We start from the raw sequence: 22,158 nt of genomic DNA on the forward strand, positions 1-22,158 counted from the left end.
GGGTTCGAACCGCCTCAAACCGCTGACTTAACGCCGTTGGGCAGGTTTGGCTACCCTGGGCAACTGACCTTAATAGGCCTTCGTTCTATGACCGAGCCTGAGTTGCCCAGATTTCTATTTTCTCGAGCGCATCGGCGGGAACGACATCCCTTGGGATAAAAACGAAGCGGGTACCCTTATCTACGAGGAAAAACAGGTAATCGTTGCTCAATTGCACCCGTTCTATCTTTCGATTCTTTGTCTGGCTCTCGTCAAAAAACTGAATAATATACCCATCGAAGATTTTTACAGATTCGGTGGTATCGCCAATTTTCTTATTATTTACCTTTCTTTTTAAAAAACCAAAAAAACTACGAGCTACTATAAGATATATGGTCCCCATCGCAATTGGAGCGAGAACGTAAATTGTCTCACTGGAGACCACACTCTTCGAGAGGTACTCCAGCAGAGCGACGGCCAACGCAGATGTCCAGATAATCAAAAGAACTGCGGCTATCAAAATCAGCCAAGCAAGACCTGTGAGAATCCAACGCCTGGATCGACCATACCGCAGGTCGGAAAACGAACGCGCAGCACGTTTAAGCTGCGTATCATTTGTTTGGAAGGTATATTCCCATAGAGGGAACATACCTTCCAGATTTGAAGCGTCCTGGCCCATATCGGTGCCAATCGCTTTATAGCGTCCTGGTCACCATCTCGACGCGGAAGCACTCGATGACGTCACCGACGCGCATGTCCTCGTAGTTCTGGAAGGCCATGCCGCATTCCTGGCCGCCCGGAACTTCCGAAACCTCGTCCTTGAAGCGCTTCAGGGTCTTCAGCGTGCCTTCGTGGATGACGACGTTGTCGCGGATCAGGCGGACGCCCGCACCACGTTCGACCTTGCCTTCGGTGACACGGCAGCCGGCGATCTTGCCGACCTTGGTGATGTCGAAGATCTCGAGGATCTCGGCATTGCCGATGAAGGTCTCACGACGCTCCGGCGAGAGCAGGCCGGAGAGCGCCGCTTTCACATCATCGACCAGATTGTAGATGATCGAATAGTAGCGGATCTCGATGCCTGCCGCAGCCGCGGCCGCGCGGGCCTGCGCATTGGCGCGAACGTTGAAGCCGATGATCGCAGCCCCGGAGGTTTCCGCCAGCGACACGTCGCTTTCGGTGATCCCGCCAGCCCCCGCATGGACGATGCGGGCGCGCACCTCGTCGGTGCCGAGATTGTCGAGCGCCGCGTTGATCGCCTCGATCGAGCCCTGCACGTCGCCCTTGATGACCAGCGGGAATTCCTTCAATCCGCTGGTCTGCAACTGCGACATCATCTGTTCAAGCGAGCCGCGCTGGCCGGCATGTCTGGCCACCGCCTTCTCACGCGCCAGGCGCTGGCGATATTCGGTGATCTCGCGGGCGCGGGCTTCGTTGTTGACAACGGCGAAGCGGTCGCCCGCCAGCGGCGTACCTTGCAGACCGAGGACTTCCACCGGCATTGCCGGCGGCGCTTCCTTGACCTGCTCGCCGCGATCGTTGACGAGCGCGCGTACCCGGCCCCATTCGTTGCCGGCGACGAGAATGTCGCCCGGCATCAACGTGCCGGTCTGCACCAGCACGGTAGCGACTGGGCCGCGGCCCTTGTCGAGCTGGGCTTCGATGACAACGCCTTCGGCGGTGCGGTCCGGATTGGCCTTCAGGTCGAGGATTTCGGCCTGCAGCAGGATCGCTTCGAGCAACTTGTCGAGATTGATGCCCTTGGTCGCCGACACCTCGACGTCCAGCACCTCGCCGCCCATCGATTCGACGAACACCTCGTGGCGCAGCAGTTCCGAGCGCACCTTCTGCGGGTCGGCGTCATGCTTGTCGATCTTGTTGATCGCCACGATGATCGGAACGCCGGCCGCCTTGGCGTGATTGATCGATTCGATCGTCTGCGGCATGACGCTGTCGTCGGCCGCCACCACGAGGATGGCGATATCGGTCGCCTGGGCGCCGCGGGCACGCATCGCGGTGAAGGCGGCGTGGCCGGGCGTGTCGATGAAGGTGATCTTGTGACCGTTCTTCTCGACCTGATAAGCGCCGATATGCTGGGTAATGCCGCCGGCTTCGCCGGACACGACGTTGGCATTGCGGATGGCATCGAGCAACGAGGTCTTGCCGTGATCGACATGGCCCATGATCGTTACCACCGGCGGACGCGGCTGCAGGTCCTCGGGACGGTCGGCGATGTTGAACAAGCCCTCTTCGATGTCGGACTCGGCGACGCGGCGGACCGTGTGGCCAAATTCGGTGGCGACCAGTTCGGCCGTGTCGGCGTCGATCACGTCGCCAGGCTTCAGGATCTGGCCCTGCTTCATGAAGAACTTGACCACGTCGACAGCGCGCTCGGACATGCGCTGCGCCAGCTCCTGGATGGTGATGGTTTCGGGCAGGATCACTTCACGCATGACTTTCTCGCGTGGGTCGTTATGCAACGCGCGCTTGAATTTCTCCTGACGGCGGCGCATCGACGAGAGCGAGCGGGCGCGCGCATCCTCGTCGGAAAGAGCCGAATTCAGCGTCAGCTTGCCGCGGCGGCGGTCTTCCTCGCCCTTGGTCGGCTTGGCAGGACGCGCCACTTCGGGCGTGACCAGACGGCGCACTGGTGCACCGGCACCGGTCCGCTTCGGCTTGACCTCTTCCTCGTCATCCACTGTCGCCAGTTCGGCGGCGAGCGGCGCACGGCGGCGCGCCTCTTCCTCGGCACGGCGGCGGGATTCGGCCTCGGCTTGCAGCCGTGCCTCTTCCTCGGCCTGACGGCGAGCCGATTCCTCGCGCTCGCGGCGGCGGCGCTCTTCATCCTCGCTGCGGCGCTTGGCTTCCTCGATGGCGCGCTGGCGATCCTCGACGTCGCGGACCTTCGAGCCCTCGAGAGCCCGGCGGCGTGCTTCCATTTCCTGGCGCGACAACTCGTTCAGCACCATGCCGCCGCGTTCGACCGGCGGCGGAGGCGGCGGCGCCCTGGGAGCTTCCTGCACGGCAGGCGCTGCCGCGACCGGCTTCGGCGTGAAGATGGACACAGGCGCTGCCGCCGGCTCCGGCTTGTCGCCGGGCAGCGAGAACTTGCGCTTCTTGGTCTCGACGACCACCGACTTGGTGCGGCCGTGCGAGAAGTTCTGGCGCACCGTGCCCTGCTCCATGCCGGGGCGCTTCAGCGTCAAGGTCTTCTTCGGCGTAACACTCAGCGTCTTGTCGTCGCCCGATTTCGTATCGCTCATTCCATATCCTCTGCGGCATCATCTTCGTCAGCAACGGCCGCAAGCATTGCCAGATCGTCCGGGGAACCGCCCCGATATCGGTCGAGCGCAACCATGCGCTTCTGGACCGCCCTGCCCGCGTCTCCCGCGAGAACGGCAGCATGTATCACATTTGTACCCCCCAATGCCAAGCTCAACTCGGCCTCGGAGAAAAGTTTGTAAGCGCGGATCGCAGGCCCGCCGAGGTGGACGGTTGCCCGTCGCGCCTGGCTTATCTTGCGGACGCCATCGTCGGAAGCCTCGGTCGCGTGGAGCACGAAAAGTGCAAGTCCGCCGCGCACGGCGCTCTCGACCTTGGTCGCTCCGAGCGCTATGGCGCCCGCCTTGCGGGCCAGGCCAAGCATGCCCAGAGCGGACCTGGAAAGCAGCGCGTCGACCATACCACCAAGATCGGCCGGCACGGTCACCTGCGCCTTAAAAGCACGGGCAAACAGGTTTTTGGCCGCTGCCTTTTCTATATGTAGGCGGTCGGCCGTCACCCAGCAACCGCGGCCGGGCAGGTTTCTCTTGATGTCCGGAACGACGGCCGAATCCGGGCCGACGACGAAACGGATCAGCTCATCCGGTTCGGCTTGCCTGCGGGTGACGATGCAGGTGCGATCGTTCATCTCGTCCAAGGGCGGGTTCGGTGCGATGCGGTTTCACCTCACGCACCGACGGTTTCGTCAGCCGGCGCGCCCTCGGCGGCAAGCTCGTCTTCGGTGATCCAGCCAGCCTTCAGGCGAGCGGCCAAGACCATTTGCTCGGCATCGGCGCGCGACACGCCGTGATTGGCGAGCACACCCGGGAATACCTTCGTCTCGCCGTCCTTGCGTTCCTTCCAACCGGTCAGGTCGTCGGCGGCGTAGCCGGCGAAATCCTCGATCGTCTTCACGCCGTCCTCGCCAAGCGTCACCATCATGGCGGTGGTGATGCCGGGAATCTCGCGCAATTCGTCCTTGACGCCGAGCGCCTTGCGCTTCTCGTCATGCTCGGCTTCGATCTTTTCCAGATATTCGCGGGCGCGGGTCTGGATTTCCGAAGCCGTGTCCTCGTCGAAGCCGTCGATCGACGCGATTTCACCGGAATCGACATACGCGACCTCCTCGACGCTGGTGAAGCCTTCGGAAGCGAGCACCTGGCCGACCATCTCGTCGACGTCGAGGGCTTCCATGAACAGCGACGACCGTTCGACGAATTCCTTCTGGCGGCGTTCGCTCTCTTCCTGCTCGGTCAGGATGTCGATATCCCAGCCGGTGAGCTGCGAGGCAAGACGGACGTTCTGGCCGCGGCGGCCAATCGCCAGCGACAGCTGATCGTCGGGAACGACGACCTCGATGCGCTCGGCATCCTCGTCGAGCACGACCTTGGCGACTTCCGCCGGCTGCAACGCATTGACGATGAAGGACGCGGCCGAAGGCGACCACGGAATGATGTCGATCTTCTCGCCCTGCAATTCACCGACGACCGCCTGGACGCGGCTGCCGCGCATACCGACGCAGGCACCGACCGGATCGATGGAGCTGTCGCGCGAGATGACAGCGATCTTGGCGCGCGAACCCGGATCGCGGGCGACCGACTTGATCTCGATGATGCCGTCGTAGATTTCCGGCACTTCCATGGTGAACAGCTTCGCCATGAACTGCGGATGGGTGCGCGACAGGAATATCTGTGGGCCGCGCTGTTCGCGGCGCACGTCATAGACATAGGCGCGGACGCGATCGCCATATTTGTAGTTTTCGCGCGGAATCAGTTCGTCGCGGCGGATGATCGCTTCGCCGCGGCCGAGATCGACGATGACGTTGCCGTATTCGACGCGCTTGACGGTGCCGTTGACGATCTCGCCGATACGGTCCTTGTATTCGTCATATTGCCGGTCCCGCTCGGCCTCGCGCACCTTCTGCACGATGACCTGCTTGGCCGATTGGGCGGCGATGCGACCGAAATCCATCGGCGGCAGCTGTTCGGCGATGAAATCGCCGAGCTGGGCGTCCGGATTGCGCTCGCGCGCCGAGGAAATGGCAATCTGCGTCGCGTAATCGTCGACCTTTTCGACCACTTCCATCAGCCGCTGCAGCTTCATCTCGCCGGTGTTGGCGTTGATGTCGGCGCGGATATTGGTTTCCTGGCCGTAGCGCGAGCGCGCGGCCTTCTGGATCGCATCGGCCATGGCGGCGATGACGATCGACTTGTCGATCGACTTTTCACGCGCGACCGCATCGGCGATCTGCAGCAGTTCAAGCCTGTTGGCGCTTACAACCATCTTCTTTCTCCCGAGCTTGTTGCCGACCTTACGGCCGGCAGCCCAATCACATTTCCTGTTCGGTTTCGTCTTCCGCACCCTCTGGTGCGTCTTCGGGTTCGCCGCGGCGTTTCCTGGCTTCCTTGCGCGCCCGATTGTCCTTCGAAAGCGCATCGCGGATAAGATCGTCGGTCAGGACCAGCCGCGCTTCGGCAATCGCATCGTAGGGAACGCGCACCGTCGGCTCCTCGCCGTAAGCGGCCTTGTCACGCTCGATCAGCACACCGTCCGCGTCGCTTTCGGCAATCTTGCCCTTGAAGCGCTTGCGGTCGGCGACGAGAACCGACGTTTCCATCTTCACCAGATGGCCGGTCCAGGCTGCAAAGTCCGATTTGCGGACCAGCGGCCGGTCGATGCCCGGCGACGATACTTCGAGATGATAAGCCTTCTCAATCGGATCATCGACATCGAGAGCCGGCGACACCGCCCGGCTGACCTCTTCACAATCCTCGACCGTCATGGTGCCGTCCTCGCGCTCGGCCATGATCTGCAGCGTCAGCCCGTTCTGGCCCGACAGGTGCACACGTACCAAGCGGAAGCCAATGGCGCGCAGTACCGGCTGAACGATCAGCGCGATGCGCGCATCGATGCCGCTTTCGCGGATGATGCGGTCGTCGCCTTCGCTTGACGTCATTGTCATTCGGTCTCTGTCGCTCGATTCCTGTTTGGTCGGCAGGTAATAAAAAAGAGCGGGACCGGGTGGACCCACTCTTCGTCATACCGACCAAGAATTTGAAGCTGATATAGACGATCATGGTCCTCGTTTCAAGCCCGTCCTGCATGACGGCAAGGCTCCGAGTCCGCAGCGCTGCGCCAAATGCATGGCGCCCATGCAGTGATCCCCCTTTGAGCACCGGCCACGCACGACTATCTATGTTGCATTGCACAATTGGAGCGCTCGCTGCGCTCGAAAGGGTACCATCATGAACGATCGTCGATTTTTTTCAGCCATAGGCAATGTCTTTAGCGTGTTCGGCAGCGCCGTAGCAGCGTCGCGGGCTGTGGAAAGCGGTCGCAAGCCGCGTGCGCATGATTTGCGCAATCTCGGCATGGAGCCGGCAGCCTTCGACAAGATCCGTCGCTTCTGAGCCAGGTGAGCGCCGAGGGCCTTCGGCCCGCTCGCCTTGTGCCCAGCTCGGATTTCCCGCTTATTTCCGCACGAAGGTGAGATAGGCGGGCCGTCGGCCTTCGCGAATGGCTTTGGCCTCATAGCGCGTCCCTGGCCAGCCATCATAGGGCCGATGCCAGTCGGCTGCTTCGCTTGCCTGCCACGTGAAGGCGCCGTGCGCCCGGCAATGCAGGAGCGTCCAGTTCACATAGCTGTCGATGTCGGACGCAAAGTGGAACTTTCCGCCGTGCTTCAGGACGCGCGCGAAGCGGTCGAGATTGACCGGGCTGACGAAGCGCCGCTTCCAGTGCTTCTTCTTCGGCCACGGATCCGGATAGAGAAGATCAATGCCGTCAAGGGAAGCCTGCGGCAGCCAGTCCAGCAGGCGTGTGGCGTCGTCGTCATAGACGCGCAGATTGGCAAGCGGCCGCTCCCGGACCGCCATCATCATCTTGGCCATGCCGTTGACGAAAGGCTCGACGCCGATAAAGCCGGTCGCCTGGCTGGCCGTGGCACGGTGCAGAAGATGTTCGCCGCCGCCAAAACCGATTTCGAGGTGGACAGCCGAAACTTCGGCTTCGAAAAGGCTGCGCAGATCGGCCGGCGGTTCAACCGTCAGATCAAGCCTGTAAACGGCGAAGCCGCTCTCCAGCGCCGCCGCCTGCTGTGGTCGAATGGTCTTGCCGCGCCGGCGACCGAAAAATGCCTCGGTCGCACGGCTTGGCCGGTCCTTCGGGTCCATAGGCGCCGCGGTTAGGCGGCGACTGCTTCGGCGACTGGTTCGGCGATAGCGTCCTTGAGCGCCTTGGCGAGATCGGTCTTCTCCCAGGAGAAGGATCCGTCACGGCCGGCCTTGCGGCCAAAATGGCCGTAGGACGACGTCTTGGCATAGATCGGCTTGTTGAGATCGAGGTGGCGGCGGATGCCGGACGGCGACAGGTCCATCACGGTGCGCAGCGCACGCTCGAGCTTTGCCTCATCGACCTTGCCGGTGCCGTGGAGGTCGACGTAGATCGACAGCGGCTGGGCAACGCCGATTGCATAGGAAAGCTGGATCGTGCAGCGATCGGCGAGCTTTGCGGCAACCACGTTCTTGGCGAGATAACGCGCCGCATAGGCGGCCGAGCGATCGACCTTGGTGGTGTCCTTGCCGGAGAAGGCGCCGCCGCCATGAGGCGCAGCCCCACCATAGGTGTCGACGATGATCTTGCGGCCGGTCAGGCCGGCGTCGCCGTCGGGCCCGCCGATGACGAACTTGCCGGTCGGGTTGATGTACCAGTTGCAATTGTCGGCGATCTTCAGGTCGCCCAGTGCTTCGCGAATATAGGGCTCGACGACGTTGCGCACCTTCTTCGAATCCCACGTCTCATCGAGATGCTGGGTCGACAGCACGATCTGCGTCACTTCCGCCGCTTTGCCGTCGACATAACGGACGGTGACCTGACTCTTGGCATCCGGTCCGAGCCTGCCGGCATCACCGCTGCCTTCATGGCGCGCAGCCGCCAGCAATTCGAGGATCTTGTGGCTGTAATAGATCGGCGCCGGCATCAGGTCCGGGGTTTCGCGGCAGGCATAGCCAAACATGATGCCCTGGTCGCCGGCTCCCTCCTCGCCTTGCCGGTCGGAGGCGTTATCGACGCCTTGACCGATATCCGGCGACTGGCCGTGCAGCAGGACCTCGATCTTGGCTGTCTTCCAGTGGAAGCCGGCCTGCTCGTAGCCGATTTCGCGGATCGCCTTGCGGGCGACCGACTTGAACTTGGCCGGGTTGACAATCGGATGGCCGGCAGCATCCTTCAGGACGTTGCCCTCCTTGTCCTTCTTGAGCAGCGTCTCGGGGACACGCACCTCGCCGGCGATGACAACGCGATTGGTCGTCGCAAGCGTCTCGCAGGCAACGCGGACCTTCCACGGGTCCATGCCGGTCTTTCTGGCTTCGCGATAGACGAGATCGACAATCTCGTCGGAGATGCGGTCGCAGACCTTGTCGGGATGGCCCTCGGCAACGGATTCCGAGGTGAAGAAGTAATTGTGCCGCGTCACGGGTGTCCCCTCTTGAAAAAATATCGGCAGGCCGCCGATTTTGGCGCGCCAGTTGTTAACGGTGCCGGGCGCCGCTCGTCAAGCCATGCAGCCGTTCTGGTGTGAATTTTGACGTTATTATCTTTGCATCCCGAGACGGCGGCAGGGCGCACTGCGATCAGCCCTTGCACCAACAGACTGAGGAAAACGGCTTCGAGGAAGCGTGTCGAGCGAAATCGATCCGCGCTTTAGCGTATCTGCGGAATACACATCCCTCGATACGTGCAGCGGCGAGAAATTGCATGCCCAGCTACTTCACGGGCCAGTCAATCTCTTCACGGGCCGGTCAATCGACCTCGTCGGCGGAGAGCGACTTCACCAGCTCGATGATCTTGCGGCGCACTTTCACGTCGGCGATCTTGACGAAGGCGCGGTTCAGCTGGAGCCCTTCCGGGCTGCCGCAGAATTCGACGGCAGAGGTCATCGACGCATCCTCGGCAAATCCACGGGTGCCCGCGGGCTCCTGACCGGGCGCATCCTCGAAGAAGAAGGCGACGGGCACGCCGAGTATGGAGGCGATTGCCTGCAGACGGCTGGCGCCGACGCGATTGGTGCCCTTTTCGTACTTTTGGATCTGCTGGAACGTTATGCCGAGGTTTTCGCCCAGTTTTTCCTGGCTCATTCCCAGCATATTGCGGCGAAGCCGGATGCGGCTTCCGACGTGGATGTCGATCGGATTCGGCTTTTTCTTGTTTTCTTCTGTCATTTTTTCCTCGCCGAATTTATCCGGCTTTTTCTATTTTGCTGCCCAAACGACGCCGCGGCCCGTGCCCCAACAGAACGACCTTATCGACTTCGAAAATTTTCAGGCGCTTACAGTATGAGTTTCTAATGTGTCGGCTGTCAATTCGCCCGTAGCCTTTGCCTTACGTTCAAAATGCATGCCGCAACGGCAAGCAAAAACATGATCAGCATTCCGTTAATGCGTCGTTGGCTGGAGGAAACGATGGCTTGGTTGGAGATCGGCACACGCACATCGATGGCGCCGCGTGCATCGATTGCCAGCGCGTCGACGATGCGACCGCGCGGGTCGACAACGGCCGAAATGCCGTTATTAGCCGCGCGCAACAGGGGTACCCCATTCTCCACCGCCCGGATCTGCGCCTGCCTGAAGTGCTGGTACGGCCCCGGCGTGTCGCCGAACCAGGCGTCATTGGTGACGTTCACAATAAGCTCGGCTGCCGTTGCGTCAACCGCGACGAGATCGGGAAAGATGACCTCATAGCAAATAAACGGCAGCGCCCGGATACCGCCGGGCAGCGCGATCGGGTGCCGGTCATTGCCCGCCGCGAAGGTCATCGGACCGGCAACAAGCTGCTCAAGCCCGAAGCGGCCGAGCAGATCGGCGAAAGGCAGGTATTCGCCGAAGGGTACCAGGTGAACCTTGTCGACGGCATCGACGATTTCGCCCCTTTCGTCGATCGCCACCACAGAGTTGTAGTAACGGCTGCCGGCCGCCGAGCCGCCTTCCTCGCGAACGACGCCAGCGACCAGCATCTGGCCATCGCCAAGCATCTCTCCGATCGCAGGCAGGGCATCCGGACGTTCGGTGAACAGAAACGGCACGGACGTCTCCGGCCACAGGATCAATTGCGGCCTGTCATGGCCGGGTTCCGGCGCCTTGGCCGAAAGCCCCATCATGGTGGCGAAGATGCGGTCACGCACCGAGGCATCCCATTTTTCCGTGAGGTCGACGGCAGGCTGCACGATACGGACGTCGAGGCTGCGGGCAGCCGGCTTTTCGGGGGCGGCGAGCCGGATATAGCCGAAGCCGGCATGGGCGGCGACGAGAACGACAAGCAATGCCGCGCCGAGGCGAAGATGCCGGCGCGCCGCGAGCAGGGCCGGCAGCGCGAAGACGAAGACCGCAAGCGCGTTCATGCCGACCATGCCGGTCACCGAGACGCTCTGCATCAGCAAAGGCACCGGCATCGCCGCATAGCCGACGGCATTCCACGGAAAGCCGGTGAACAGAAAGCCGCGCAGCCATTCCGCCAGCGCAAAGCCGAAGGCCAGCGCGGCGATGCGGCCAATGTCGTTGCTCCACAACAGCCGGGCAACCACGGCAGCGAAACCGTAAAAGAAGGCCAGCGCGAGGGGGATGCCGACCACCGCGAACGGCAAAGCCCAGGCAAAGCTGTCGGCCTCGACCAGAAGCGCCGAGCCGACCCACCAGAGACCGGCAAGAAAGTAGCCGAAACCGAACCACCAGCCGGTGGCGAAAGCCGGCCGCAAGCGCCGCAGAAAACCGTCCGAGGCTTCGCTGGTCGCGCCATCGAGGAGCCACACCAGCAGCGGGAACGAAACGAAGCAGACGGCGAAGAAATCGTAAGGCGCCTGGGCAAGAACCGCCAGCGCCCCGGCAAGAAACGCCACCAGCGCGCGCCGCCAGCCCCAAAGCAGAATTATCCGGCCGGCCTGGCGCTCCATCAATGCTTCCGAGTCGTGCGAATCAGGAAGCAAGATTTATCAGGCCGCGGGCTTGGCTCCAAACAAACCCTAAGCCTGCTCGGTGCGGACGGCGCGGCGGCGCCGCTCGCCCTTCAGGGTCTCGACGATGCGCACGCGCTTGACGCGGCGCGGATCGGCGTCGAGCACATGGAACTCGAAGCCGGGTATGGCCTGCACCACTTCGCCGCGCGCCGGCACCCGGCCAAGCGTGTTGAAGATCATGCCGCCGATCGTGTCGACATATTCGCCATGCTCGCCGGCAGCGAAATCCTCGCCGATCATCTTGGCGACGTCGTCGATCTCGGCCTTGCCGTCGACGATGAAGACGCCTTCGCCGGCCTGGGTAATCATCGGCTCGTCCTCGTCGTGCTCGTCCTCGATGTCGCCGACCACCATCTCGACGATGTCCTCGAGCGAGACGAGACCATCGGTGCCGCCATATTCGTCGATAACCAGCGCCATCTGGGTGCGCGTCGTCTGCATCCGCCCCATCAGGTCGGAGGCGAGCATCGACGGCGGCACGAACAGCACCGGTCGGATCAGGTTGAGATCGCCGATGGTGCGCGCCAGATCGACCTGGGCGAGATCGAGAACCGTCGCGACCGGGGTTTTCCTGGTCGTCCTGCCCTTTCTGACGCGGGCGACCTTGGTGATGTGCGCCAGCACGTCGCGGATATGAACCATGCCGCGCGGGTCGTCGAGCGTCTCCGAATACACCGGCATGCGGGAGTGTCCGGACTGTTCGAACAGCCCCAGAAGGTCGCCGAGCTTCGTCGTGATCTCGACCGCCTCGATGTCGGCGCGCGGCACCATGACGTCCTCGACGCGCACTTCGCGCAGGCGCAGGATGTTGTTGAGCATGGCGCGTTCGCCGGGCGAGAAGGATTCTGCATCGCTCGCCGTTTCGGCGAGCGCACCGGCAATCTCCTCGCGCAGGCTGGTGCCGTTGCGGTGCCTGAAAAACCCGAGCACGCGATCGAACAGGGAAGGACCGGCAGGCGATGCCTCGCTGGCGAAGCTGCCGGTCGTGGTACTCGGACTCGAGCCCTCTTCCGTCGTTTCGGAAGGCTTGATCGCACTGCCGGCGTCGGAGCGGGCGGCAGTCTCTGGTTTGTCGTTCATCATCGTCCGGTCAATTGGTCTTTTGTAATTACGTGTAGGGATCGGGAATGGCAAGCCTCGCAAGTGCTGCGCGCTCTGTCGCTTCCATCAGTTCAGCTTCGGCATCCGTTTCGTGATCATAGCCGAGCAAATGCAGCAGGCCATGGATGACGAGATGGGAGATATGGTCCTCGACTGGCTTGTCTTCCAGTGCCGCCTCGCGCGCGACAGTCTCGGCGGCCAGGACGATGTCGCCGAGCATCGGCGGCAGAGGCCCGCCCCTGGCAAACGGAAAAGCCGGGAAAGACAGGACGTTGGTCGGCTTGTCCTTGCCGCGCCAGCCGGCATTGAGCGTACGGATATGGGCATCGTCGGAAAAGACTATGCTGAGCTCGGAACGGCCGTCCGCACCGGTTTCGGCAAAGGCGGCCGAGACGGCACGGTCGACAAGCTGCATCAGCGCCGCCTCGTCGGGCCAGTCGCCCGCCTCGATCGCGATATCGATTTCGACGGGAAGCAGTCCCCCCGCCTTTTGCTCCTCAGCCATGCGGCCGCATAATCATATCAGCTTTCGACACCCAAGCCCCTGGCCAGCTTGCCGTCACGGTCGTAGGCCTTGACGATCTCGGCGACCAGCGGATGCCTGACGACGTCGCCTTCATTGAAGCGTACGGTCACCATGCCGGTGACGCCGTCGAGGATTCTCAACGCCTCGACCAGGCCGGACTTGGTGTTCGGCGGCAGATCGATCTGGGTCGGATCACCGGTGACGATCATGCGCGAGTTCTCGCCGAGCCGGGTCAGGAACATCTTCATCTGCATCGGTGTGGTGTTCTGCGCCTCGTCGAGGATGACGGCGGCGTGCGCCAGTGTACGGCCGCGCATGAATGCCAGCGGCGCGATCTCGATGACCTCGGCGGCAATCGCCCGCTCGACCTTGTCGGCCGGCATCATGTCGTAGAGCGCATCATAGAGCGGCCGCAGATAGGGATCGACCTTCTCCTTCATGTCGCCCGGCAGAAAGCCAAGCCGTTCACCGGCCTCGACCGCGGGGCGCGACAGCACGATGCGTTCGACCATGCCGCGTTCGAGCAGCATTGCCGCATGCGCCACCGCCAGATAGGTCTTTCCGGTGCCGGCCGGGCCGATGCCGAAGACGAGTTCCGACCGCTCCAGCGCGCGCATATAGGCGTCCTGGTTGAGCGAGCGGGCATAGATGGTCTTCTTGCGCGTCGATATCTGTGCGGCGGACACCTTGCCCTTGCGCTCCAGCGTCGGCAGCGTCAGCTGGTCGTCGGAGGCGATCGCCATGCGTACCGCGCCGTCGACATCGGACTGGCCGATATCGGTGCCTTTCTGCAGGATGCCGTAAAGATTGTCCAAGGCACGGCGCGCCTGCTCAGCGGCCGAAGAGGAGCCCTTGATGGTCAATTGATTGCCGCGCGAGCGGATGTCGACGCCGAGCTTCTGCTCGAGCCTGGCCAGATTCTCGTCGAACTGGCCGTAGAGGGCGCTGGCAAGCTTGTTATTGTCGAAAGTCAGTACGATGTGCGCCATATCCGAGGCCCCGGAGGGTAGATTCTGGGGCAGGTTCTTGACTTCAGCAGCGCTCAACCGTCTCTCCTCATCTGCCGAGGCCTTCAGGCCAATTCGGCGAACAGGCTGTTGTAGCCCGTCTTCGTGATTCGTACCTGGATAATGTCACCGATTTCGCCGGCCTTTTCATCAACAATAACTGGCTGCAGCCAAGGCGAGCGGCCAACCTTCTGGCCGGCCTGGCGCCCGGGCTTTTCGATCAGCGTGTCGATAGTCCTGCCGACCAGGCTTGCGCCGAAATCCTGCTGCTGTTTCAGAAGCAGCGCCTGCAGCCGCTGCAGGCGCTCGTCCTTGACGGCCTCCGGCACGTGGTCGCCCATCTCGGCGCCCGGCGTGCCGGGGCGCGGAGAATATTTGAACGAGAAGGCCGAGGCATAGTTGACGTCTTCGACCAACTGCATCGTCGCCTCGAAATCCGCTTCCGTCTCACCGGGAAAGCCAACGATAAAATCGCCCGACAGTGCGATGTCGTTCCGTGCGGCACGGATGCGGTCGATCAACGTCAGATAGTCCTTGGCCATATGCCTGCGGTTCATCGCCTTGAGTATGCGGTCGGAGCCGGATTGCACCGGTAAATGTAGATAGGGCATCAGAGTAGGCAAATCACGATGGGCGGCGATCAATTCATCGTCCATGTCGCGCGGATGGCTGGTCGTGTAGCGCAGCCGCGCCAGACCTGGAATCTCCGCCAGCCTGAACAGCAGCCGGCCAAGGCCCCATTCCTCGCCGTCTTCGCCTCTTCCGTGCCAGGCGTTGACATTTTGGCCGAGCAGCGTCACCTCGCGCACGCCGGCATCCGCCAGGCGCTCGGCCTCGGCGACGATCTGTGCCACCGGCCGCGAGACTTCCGAGCCGCGCGTATAGGGCACGACACAGAAGGTGCAGAACTTGTCGCAGCCTTCCTGAACGGTCAAGAACGCGGTCACGCCGCGCCTTATCAGTTCGGCGCGCTTTGGCTGCGGCAGATGCTCGAACTTGTCCTCGACGGCATAGTCGGTCTCGACGATCTTTTCGCCGCTCCGCGCCCTCGCCAGCACACCGGGCAGCCGGTGGTAGGTCTGCGGGCCGATGACCAGATCGACGGCCGGCGAGCGGCGGATGATCTCGGCACCCTCGGCCTGCGCCACGCAGCCGGCGACCCCGACCAGCATTTCGCGCCCGGTCTTGGCACGTTCCGCCTTCAACTCACGGATGCGCCCAAGTTCGGAATAGACCTTTTCCGCCGCTTTCTCGCGGATGTGGCAGGTGTTGAGCAGCACCAGATCGGCCTCGCCGATGGCGTCTGTCGCGGCATACCCGTCGGCCGCCAGAGCGTCGGTCATGCGCTGCGAATCGTAGACATTCATCTGGCAGCCATAGGTCTTGACGAAGACCTTCCTGGTCGCGGCAGCCGGAACGACCAGGTCTTCGGCGGCAGCGCCGATGTCGTCGCGTTCTATCGTGTTCAATTCCATTTCGCGGCTTCTAGCGCCTTTCCCTGACAAAAAACAGACGAATCTGGCCGGAACCTGCGCAGACTACCGGCTTGGGCGCGGTTCGGCGAGCGCTGCCTGCACCATCTCGCGCACCTGGCGTTCCATCTGCTTTGCCGTCTCCTTGCGGCTGGAGCCCTTGGAGAAAGCAATCGCCTCGCCAAAATGCACCTCGACGTCGAGGGCGCCCTCAGCCATCAGCACCTTGAGGTGCGGCATCAGCTCCTCATCGCCAATCCAGGCGGCAACCGGCCGATGCCGGCGGCCGAGCGGCACGCCATGCAGGCGCGTATAGACGATCGCCACCGGCTGGATGAAGACCTGTTCGGCCGCCCCTTCAGCAATCGCCATTGTCGCGGCGCCGAACAGCGTGCTCTTGAACGGCAGGATCATGTTGCCGTCGCCGGTCGAGCCTTCGGCGAACAGCACCATGGCGTCGCCCTTGGCCATGCGGGCGGCGATCTCGCTCGCCTGGTCGCCCGATGAACGTTTGCGCTCACGTTCGATGAAGACGGTGCGCTGCAGCTTCGACAGCATGCCGATCAGCGGCCAGCCGGCCATGTCGGCCCTGGCGATGAACGTCACGTCGACCATCGACCCCAGCACCATGATGTCGGTCCAGGAGATGTGGTTGGCGGCAACCAGCAATGGGCGCTGGCCGGACAGCGCCCCCTTGACATGGATGCGCAGCCCCAGCGCCCTGACGATCATCCTGTGCCAGATCTTCAGGATGAAGGTCTCGCGCCAGAACCCGGTCTTCATCGACAGGACCTGCAGCGGCACAAGCACCAAGGAGCCGACGACAACCAACCCAAGCGCCAGGAAAATCCTGATTTTTCCGATCATCCGCACCACCCCGGCGTTTGGCTAGCGAAGATCGCGGCGCATAACAAGCGCGCCGGTCGGGCCGTGTTCCGGCGACTTGTAATAGTTGGCGCGCTTGCCGACCTCGCGGAAGCCGAGCCGCCGGTAGAGCGCAATCGCGGCGACATTGATCTCGTCGACCTCGAGGAAAAGCGCCTCGGCGCGCTGTGCGTGCAGTTCACGCAGCACCGCATCCATCAATTGCCAGCCGAGCCCCCGGCGCCGATGCGAGCGTGCCACCGCGACCGTCAGGATCTCCCCCTCGCCGGCCGCCAGCCGCGCCAGCACAAAGCCGACCGGCGGCTTGGCGCCCTGTCCGGTCTCGCGCGCGGCATAGCCGAACACCGTGTCCTGCTCGAGCAGCGCGGCGAATTCGTCGTCGGTCCACGGCCGCGCGAAATCCTCGCGATGCAGCACCGACATTGCCGTGCTGTCGGCAATCGTCAGCGGCTCGATCGCGTAGTCCCTGCGACGCGGCTGGAGGAAGGGAATGCGCATCAGTTTTTTTGCCTCGACAAAACAAAGCCGGCCTGCGGCTTGGCGTCCGCGCCGCGCAAATACAACGGCTTCGGCTTTTCACCATCGTCTTTAGCAGTCGCCAGCCGGGCATAGACGGCGATGTCGGCGGTGGCCCCTACCGGGCCGGTGTCAAAAGCGCGCCCGACCGAGGCGGCAATTTGCGACGTCGCGGTGCCGGCAAGAACCGCAGAGCAGTCGACCGCGATGGCGGCGGCTTGCGAGAGCGTGGTCACCGAGGGACCGTAAATCAAAACGGATGCTTCATCGTAAAGTGCCGCATGGATTTCCTCGCGCCCTGCATCGAGCGCGGCGAGAACGGCGCGGCCGGGAAACGTTACTCTCGCTTGCGCCGCCAGTGCTTCCAGAGTCGTCACGCCGATCGCCGGGATTTTCAGCGCCAGCGCAAGGCCGCGCGCCGCCGAGACGCCGACGCGCAGACCGGTGAAGGAGCCCGGACCGGTGGAAACGGCAATGGCGCCGAGGCCGGTAAATTCCGTTCCCGCCGCCTTCAATGCCCCTTCGATGACACCCATTAGATGCTCAGCATGGCCCTTACCGAGATCGTGCACCGAACGGCCGAGCTCTTTCCCGGCCGCCGCGTCGTAGACGCAGGCGGCGCAGAGATTGGCGGCACAGTCGATGGCAAGCAATTTCATGAAGCGGCCGGTTGAGACAGTTTCGAAACAAGTTCCCTCTGCCCGCCAGGGCTGATCCCCGCAAGGGAATAATGGATAAATCGTCAGGCGCCCTGGCTTCGGCGCGGGCCAAAATGTAAGTTTCAACGCACGCAATCGCCACAATAAGTATCGGGACTTAGCCGACCTGCTCGATACGCACCACGTGATTGTCCCAGACATAGTCCGGCTCGGAACGTATCGAGCCACCGGCCTCGACGATTTCGCCGGCGCCGGTCGTCGCCATGAAACTTTCCGCATCGGGTGCAACGCCGCAGACCTCGACCAGCACCTTGGTGGCGACGATGCGGCCGCTGGCCGCGTCGATCACGGCAAGCGAATTCCCTTCAGGCGAAGACACGGCGATGGTGCCGGCGGCAGGATTGGCGGCGACCGAGCCGATATAGTTCCTGAAGCCGGAGAGCACGTCCTGCGACATGTCGAGCAATTTCAAGTCCATGCCGCGCGCCGCGCGGCCGACCAGCGGGGGACGATCGGTACCCGGCCCCCTGTACTGACAGCCGAACCAGACGGTGCCGGAGCGGTCGGCATCCATATGGCGGATCGACAGTTGGTGCAGGGCCGGCGGCAATTCGTGCTTTTCGATGAGATCGCCGGTAAGGCGGTCGACCAGAACATAGGAAGGCTTCATCGTTGCGATGTTGAGCTCGGCGCGGCCATAATCCGGATGCGTCTCGATGCCGCCATTGGCCACAGCAATCGTCCTGCCATCGGAAAGCAGCAAAAGCTCGTGCGGGCCCGTGCCGTAGGTCGGGAACTCGCCGATGCGCTTGAATTTCGCATGCGCGTCATAGACGCCGACGACGCCGGCGGCATTGTCGAAATCGTTCTCGGTTGCGTAAAGCAGCGCACCGTCGGCCGAGAACACGCCGTGGCCGAAGAAATGCCGGCCGGCAACGCTGGCAATGGTGCGCGGTTCATCGCGGCCGGTATGGTCGAAGACGACAGCAAAGGTGCCCGGCTGCCTGGCAAACACCACCGAGCGCTTAGACACCGGGTCGAAGGTAACGTCGTGGCCTCGATGGGGCAGATCGATCGTGTGCAACAACTTGCCGGCCTCGGACAGGACGGCCGCGCCATAGCTGCCGTCGCGCTTGACGAAAGCGGTGGCGAAGACCGCCTCGGCGTCGAGTGTCTTTGCCCATGCCGACGGCGCCATCGCCGCGACGAGACCAGCGCCCGCGGCCCTCAGGAAATCGCGCCGATCGATCAGCGGCGTCCTCATGATCAGTCGCCATCCAGAGACGAGAACCCGGCGGTCAGGCCGAATTCGGTGGTCAGCCTGGTGCCGATCAGGGTCGTCAGGCTGGATGTCACCAGTGAGAAATAGTCGAGCTTCCGGCGCAGCGCCGGATCGGCAAGTGCCTTGTCGATCGGTCCTCTGATCGCCTTGGCCGCCTCGATCCCGTTGGTGAGCTGGATGTGAACCGATTCCGCCATCCAGCGCGCATCGGGCGGCAGCGCGTCGCCAAGCTGCGAGGCCTGGAACAGCGCGTCCATGCCCGCCAGATTCCCGGTCAGCGAGCGGGCGGTGTTTTGCGAGCGCCAATAGATCGCCTGTTTCGGTTTATCGGCCTCCGGCTTGGCACCCAGGAAGCCCTTCAGGCGTACGTCGCGGACCATTTCCAGTTCGTTGATGAAGACGCCGACCAGTTCCGTCACCGCTTCAGTGCCGTTGTGGTAGAGCGCGTTCTGCGGACCGGGATTGGCCCAGAACGCGGCAAAGCCGTCGGGCTTGTTCCAGGCGTCGCTGACCTCGCCGGCGATTGCCTCGACATTGCCGGCGATGGCCGCACCGTAGGCGCAGCGATAGGCGTCGTCCCTGCCGGCCAATTGACCGGCGCCGTCGCCGTAGAGGACGAATTCCAGTGCGCCGAGCCCTTGCATGGCGACGCTCTTTGTCGCCAGCTGGGCCAGATCGGCGGCGGTCGGATCCTTACCGGCAAGTGCTGCCTGCACCTGCTTCAGGCCGATGCTCTTGCGGTCCGGCCAAAACAGCATGCGCTCAAGCCGGTTGTTTTCCGCGATCGGCCCGAAACGGATGATTTCCACCACCGACCAGGCATCCACGACACCCGAGAATTCGGCGCGCGCCGCATCGAGATTGTCTTGCAAGGGCGTCTGGCAAAGCGTGTGCATTGCCTCGGTCAAGCTGTCCGCATGGTCATGCAGCCTGGCATAGGCCGGGCGGATGAAGCCGTCGATCGCCCGCTGGATCACATCCGAAGCCTTCACCGCCGCGGATGCCGGCAGCGCACCGGCGAGGACCAGCATCAGAGCGAGTGCAAGACGCTTCCGCATCAGAGCGACTCCAGGAACTTGATCAGCGCGGCGCGGTCGGCCGCTTCGGCAGCGGCAAAGCGGTCACGCGCCTTCTGGCCCTCGCCGCCATGCCACAGGATTGCCTCGGCCAGGCTGCGTGCGCGCCCGTCATGCAGGAAGAAGATGTTGCCGCTGACGGTCTGGGTGAGCCCGATGCCCCACAGCGGCGGCGTGCGCCATTCGCTTCCGGTGGCCTCGCCCACCGCCTGTCCGTCGGCAAGACCGGGTCCCATGTCATGCAGCAGGAAATCGGAATAAGGCCAGATCAGCTGGAAGGCCTGCGCCTTGTTCGGGGTGCCGCGACGGGTGACGAATTTCGGCGTATGGCAGGAGATGCAGCCCATATCGTAGAACAGTTTTTTGCCGGCGAGCACGTCCGGGCTGTCGAGATCGCGCCGAGCCGGCACGGCAAGGTTTTGCGAATAGAAGGTCACGAGGTCCATGACCGGCGGTGGAGCTTCAACCGGACCGAGGCGCTCTTGCACACCGTTGGGTAGGGCAAGGCAGGTCTTTTCCGCGGCGCTGCAATCGCCCCAGTGCTTCGGCACCTCAGGCGTCGAAATACCGATATCGCCGGCAAAAGCGTCCGCCGATTGCTGGCGGATCGATGCCGCCTGCGCCTTCCAGCCGAAACGGCCGAGCGTCAGTTCACCGCTGCTGCCGTCGCGAATTATATTGGGCCTGCCGGAAATCCCGTCACCATCGCGGTCGGTCGCATCGGCACGCGCAAGGATGTCGGCAGGAGCGATCTGCTCGACCAGGCCAAGGCCGATCATCGGCGGCGTCATGCGCGGCGACAGCGTGGTGTGTGGATCGAGCGGCCCGTAGGCGAGACCCTCGACCGAATAGCTCGGCTTGCGCAGCGACACCGTGCTGCCGTCCGCCAGTTTTACTTTTTGCTCCTGATAATCGACATGCATCCTGCCTTCGCCCTGCAGGCCGGGTACCGCCAATTCCTGCAATTGCGTGCCGTAGACCGGGTCGGGGAAGTTGAGCACCTTGTGATCGGCGAGCGCGGCTTTCTCCTCACCGGTACTGGCTTCCCTTGCCAGGCGCAGGAACATCGAGGTGGTGCCGCTGTCGCCTTCGGGCGGATGGCCGCGGCCGTCCTTCAGATGGCAGTTCTGGCAGGCGCGCTCGTTGAACAGCGGACCGAGCCCATCCGAGGCCTGTGTCGAGGATGGCGACGACACCCAGTTCTTGCGGAAAATGGCGTTGCCGAGCTTGAAGGTGCCCTCTTCCTCGAAGCTGATGTTGGCGGAGGATTGCGAGAAGGCGTCCTTGTTGACGTCCTTCTTCGAGGTGCCGGCGCCGCCCTGCATCAGCTCGAATTGCTCGGGCTTGGAGAAATCGCCGGTCGGCCTGGTGATGGCGATGACGCGCGCCAGATCCTTCGGCGTCAGATCGGTGCGGCTGGTGGCAAGCCCCGCCGGTTGCGGCGCCCCGGCCAGCGCCGAGGCCGTGAGCGTCGCCACCACGGCAAGAAAGGCGCCGCGAAGGATACCGTATCGCAGCTTCTTCTGAGGCGGCAGGCCGCAACCTTCGGCCGGCCGCAAGCGGCGCATGAACTCTAGGGGGCGCCGCATTCCCGCATATCCTTATTCCGCCTCGTCGGCCGATGCCGCGTTGAGTTGGCCGTATTTTTCCTCGCCGATCGAGGCGAGCAGGTCGAGTTGCGTCTCGAGGAAGTCGATGTGACCTTCCTCGTCAGCCAGCAATTCCTCGAACAGCTTCATCGTCACGTAGTCGCCTGCTTCGTTGCAAACCTCGCGCGAACGCTTGTAGGCGGTGCGCGCGTCATATTCGCCGGCAAGATCGGATTCGAGCACTTCCTTGACATTCTGCCCGATGCGCAGCGGCGCCACGGACTGCAGGTTCGGATGGCCCTCGAGGAAGATGATGCGCGCCACGAGCCGGTCGGCATGGTGCATTTCCTCGATCGATTCAGCGCGTTCCTTCTTCGCCAGCTTGGCGTATCCCCAGTCTTCCAGCAGCCGGAAATGCACCCAGTATTGATTGACCGCCCCAAGTTCCAGAAACAGAGCCTCGTTAAGCCGCTCTATGATCTGCTGTTCGCCTTTCATGGGTTCTGCTCCCGTATTGGACGCGCAGGCCTCTGACGCGATCCAGGTGTGAAACGATGTCCACGCCGCTCGCCGCCGAGCGGGCATGGTAATTTTCGGTGACCCGAATGATCGTTTCGACCACATTTGGGAAGCAGCCGCAACAGCGACCGCGCTTGTGCATGGCATGATAGACCTTCGCCGGCACGATAAGCTGCCAGGGGTCCTCATCCAGCAGTCCGACGATCGTCTGCTCTATCTCCTTTTCGGTGATGATGTTGCAATGGCAGATCAGCATTTGTCGCTCTGGCTGACGGCGCTTC

22 protein-coding genes are annotated in these 22,158 nt (G+C 62.9%); 1 reads left to right on the top strand and 21 read right to left on the bottom strand.

What is annotated here, in order from left to right:
- Positions 1-85: 85 nt before the first annotated feature.
- From AC0L2Y_RS12320 to rimP, 5 genes are read right to left on the bottom strand one after another with little or no spacing between them, the layout of a single operon-like run.
- Entirely contained in the window at positions 86-658 is a 573-nt protein-coding gene (locus AC0L2Y_RS12320; protein WP_473556377.1) for a hypothetical protein, read from the bottom strand.
- Positions 659-674: 16 nt separating this feature from the next.
- Complete coding sequence (infB, locus tag AC0L2Y_RS12325) at positions 675-3,242, bottom strand: translation initiation factor IF-2 (RefSeq protein ID WP_473556378.1); 2,568 nt, start codon at positions 3,240-3,242, stop codon at positions 675-677.
- Complete coding sequence (locus AC0L2Y_RS12330) at positions 3,239-3,889, bottom strand: RNA-binding protein (protein WP_352488163.1); 651 nt, start codon at positions 3,887-3,889, stop codon at positions 3,239-3,241. The genes infB and AC0L2Y_RS12330 overlap by 4 nt, the downstream gene beginning before the upstream one ends.
- Before the next feature lie 38 nt (positions 3,890-3,927).
- A complete protein-coding gene (nusA, locus tag AC0L2Y_RS12335; RefSeq protein ID WP_352566252.1) occupies positions 3,928-5,523 on the bottom strand; it encodes a transcription termination factor NusA in 1,596 nt (531 codons plus the stop codon).
- A gap of 46 nt (positions 5,524-5,569) precedes the next feature.
- Complete coding sequence (gene rimP / locus AC0L2Y_RS12340; protein WP_352488160.1) at positions 5,570-6,202, bottom strand: ribosome maturation factor RimP; 633 nt, start codon at positions 6,200-6,202, stop codon at positions 5,570-5,572.
- Between the two features lie 283 nt (positions 6,203-6,485).
- Here rimP and AC0L2Y_RS12345 point away from each other — a divergent pair, with 283 nt between their 5' ends.
- The gene (locus tag AC0L2Y_RS12345; protein ID WP_352488153.1) at positions 6,486-6,650 is read left to right on the top strand and encodes a hypothetical protein; all 165 of its coding nucleotides are present in this window, start codon (positions 6,486-6,488) and stop codon (positions 6,648-6,650) included.
- Between the two features lie 60 nt (positions 6,651-6,710).
- Here AC0L2Y_RS12345 and trmB read toward each other — a convergent pair whose 3' ends face one another.
- The 16 genes from trmB to AC0L2Y_RS12425 form a co-directional block, all read right to left on the bottom strand.
- The gene (gene trmB, locus AC0L2Y_RS12350; protein ID WP_473556382.1) at positions 6,711-7,412 is read right to left on the bottom strand and encodes a tRNA (guanine(46)-N(7))-methyltransferase TrmB; all 702 of its coding nucleotides are present in this window, start codon (positions 7,410-7,412) and stop codon (positions 6,711-6,713) included.
- 11 nt (positions 7,413-7,423) lie between these two features.
- Positions 7,424-8,713, bottom strand: a complete 1,290-nt coding sequence (gene metK, locus AC0L2Y_RS12355) for a methionine adenosyltransferase (protein ID WP_352566254.1) — start codon at positions 8,711-8,713, stop codon at positions 7,424-7,426.
- Between the two features lie 325 nt (positions 8,714-9,038).
- Entirely contained in the window at positions 9,039-9,458 is a 420-nt protein-coding gene (locus AC0L2Y_RS12360) for a helix-turn-helix domain-containing protein (protein WP_352488149.1), read from the bottom strand.
- A gap of 137 nt (positions 9,459-9,595) precedes the next feature.
- Entirely contained in the window at positions 9,596-11,182 is a 1,587-nt protein-coding gene (gene lnt / locus AC0L2Y_RS12365) for an apolipoprotein N-acyltransferase (protein WP_473556386.1), read from the bottom strand.
- Positions 11,183-11,251: 69 nt separating this feature from the next.
- Positions 11,252-12,325 (bottom strand): hemolysin family protein, encoded by a 1,074-nt coding sequence (locus tag AC0L2Y_RS12370; RefSeq protein ID WP_473556387.1) that lies wholly within the window; start codon positions 12,323-12,325, stop codon positions 11,252-11,254.
- 28 nt (positions 12,326-12,353) lie between these two features.
- A complete protein-coding gene (gene ybeY / locus AC0L2Y_RS12375; RefSeq protein ID WP_352664285.1) occupies positions 12,354-12,851 on the bottom strand; it encodes an rRNA maturation RNase YbeY in 498 nt (165 codons plus the stop codon).
- Between the two features lie 17 nt (positions 12,852-12,868).
- The gene (locus tag AC0L2Y_RS12380) at positions 12,869-13,861 is read right to left on the bottom strand and encodes a PhoH family protein (RefSeq protein WP_473556448.1); all 993 of its coding nucleotides are present in this window, start codon (positions 13,859-13,861) and stop codon (positions 12,869-12,871) included.
- A gap of 83 nt (positions 13,862-13,944) precedes the next feature.
- Entirely contained in the window at positions 13,945-15,354 is a 1,410-nt protein-coding gene (miaB, locus tag AC0L2Y_RS12385; protein WP_473556390.1) for a tRNA (N6-isopentenyl adenosine(37)-C2)-methylthiotransferase MiaB, read from the bottom strand.
- A gap of 63 nt (positions 15,355-15,417) precedes the next feature.
- Complete coding sequence (gene olsA, locus AC0L2Y_RS12390; RefSeq protein ID WP_473556392.1) at positions 15,418-16,218, bottom strand: lyso-ornithine lipid O-acyltransferase; 801 nt, start codon at positions 16,216-16,218, stop codon at positions 15,418-15,420.
- 21 nt (positions 16,219-16,239) lie between these two features.
- Positions 16,240-16,734 (bottom strand): ribosomal protein S18-alanine N-acetyltransferase, encoded by a 495-nt coding sequence (gene rimI / locus AC0L2Y_RS12395; protein WP_473556394.1) that lies wholly within the window; start codon positions 16,732-16,734, stop codon positions 16,240-16,242.
- On the bottom strand, positions 16,734-17,411 hold the full coding sequence (gene tsaB, locus AC0L2Y_RS12400; RefSeq protein ID WP_352566256.1) for a tRNA (adenosine(37)-N6)-threonylcarbamoyltransferase complex dimerization subunit type 1 TsaB: 678 nt from the start codon (positions 17,409-17,411) through the stop codon (positions 16,734-16,736). The genes rimI and tsaB overlap by 1 nt, the downstream gene beginning before the upstream one ends.
- Positions 17,412-17,568: 157 nt before the next feature.
- Positions 17,569-18,675, bottom strand: coding sequence for a DUF1513 domain-containing protein (locus tag AC0L2Y_RS12405; RefSeq protein WP_473556396.1), 1,107 nt, complete (start codon positions 18,673-18,675; stop codon positions 17,569-17,571).
- Between the two features lie 2 nt (positions 18,676-18,677).
- On the bottom strand, positions 18,678-19,751 hold the full coding sequence (locus AC0L2Y_RS12410; RefSeq protein WP_473556398.1) for an imelysin family protein: 1,074 nt from the start codon (positions 19,749-19,751) through the stop codon (positions 18,678-18,680).
- On the bottom strand, positions 19,751-21,358 hold the full coding sequence (locus AC0L2Y_RS12415) for a di-heme oxidoreductase family protein (RefSeq protein ID WP_473556402.1): 1,608 nt from the start codon (positions 21,356-21,358) through the stop codon (positions 19,751-19,753). Before AC0L2Y_RS12415 ends, AC0L2Y_RS12410 begins: the two co-directional genes overlap by 1 nt.
- A 12-nt stretch (positions 21,359-21,370) precedes the next feature.
- Positions 21,371-21,856, bottom strand: coding sequence for a bacterioferritin (bfr, locus tag AC0L2Y_RS12420; protein ID WP_023676883.1), 486 nt, complete (start codon positions 21,854-21,856; stop codon positions 21,371-21,373).
- Positions 21,822-22,133 carry a (2Fe-2S)-binding protein gene (locus tag AC0L2Y_RS12425; protein ID WP_023676882.1) on the bottom strand — a complete coding sequence of 104 codons (312 nt, stop codon included), beginning with the start codon at positions 22,131-22,133 and terminating at the stop codon, positions 21,822-21,824. The genes bfr and AC0L2Y_RS12425 overlap by 35 nt, the downstream gene beginning before the upstream one ends.
- Positions 22,134-22,158: the final 25 nt, after the last annotated feature.

This window comes from Mesorhizobium sp. WSM4830, from assembly GCF_055811495.1.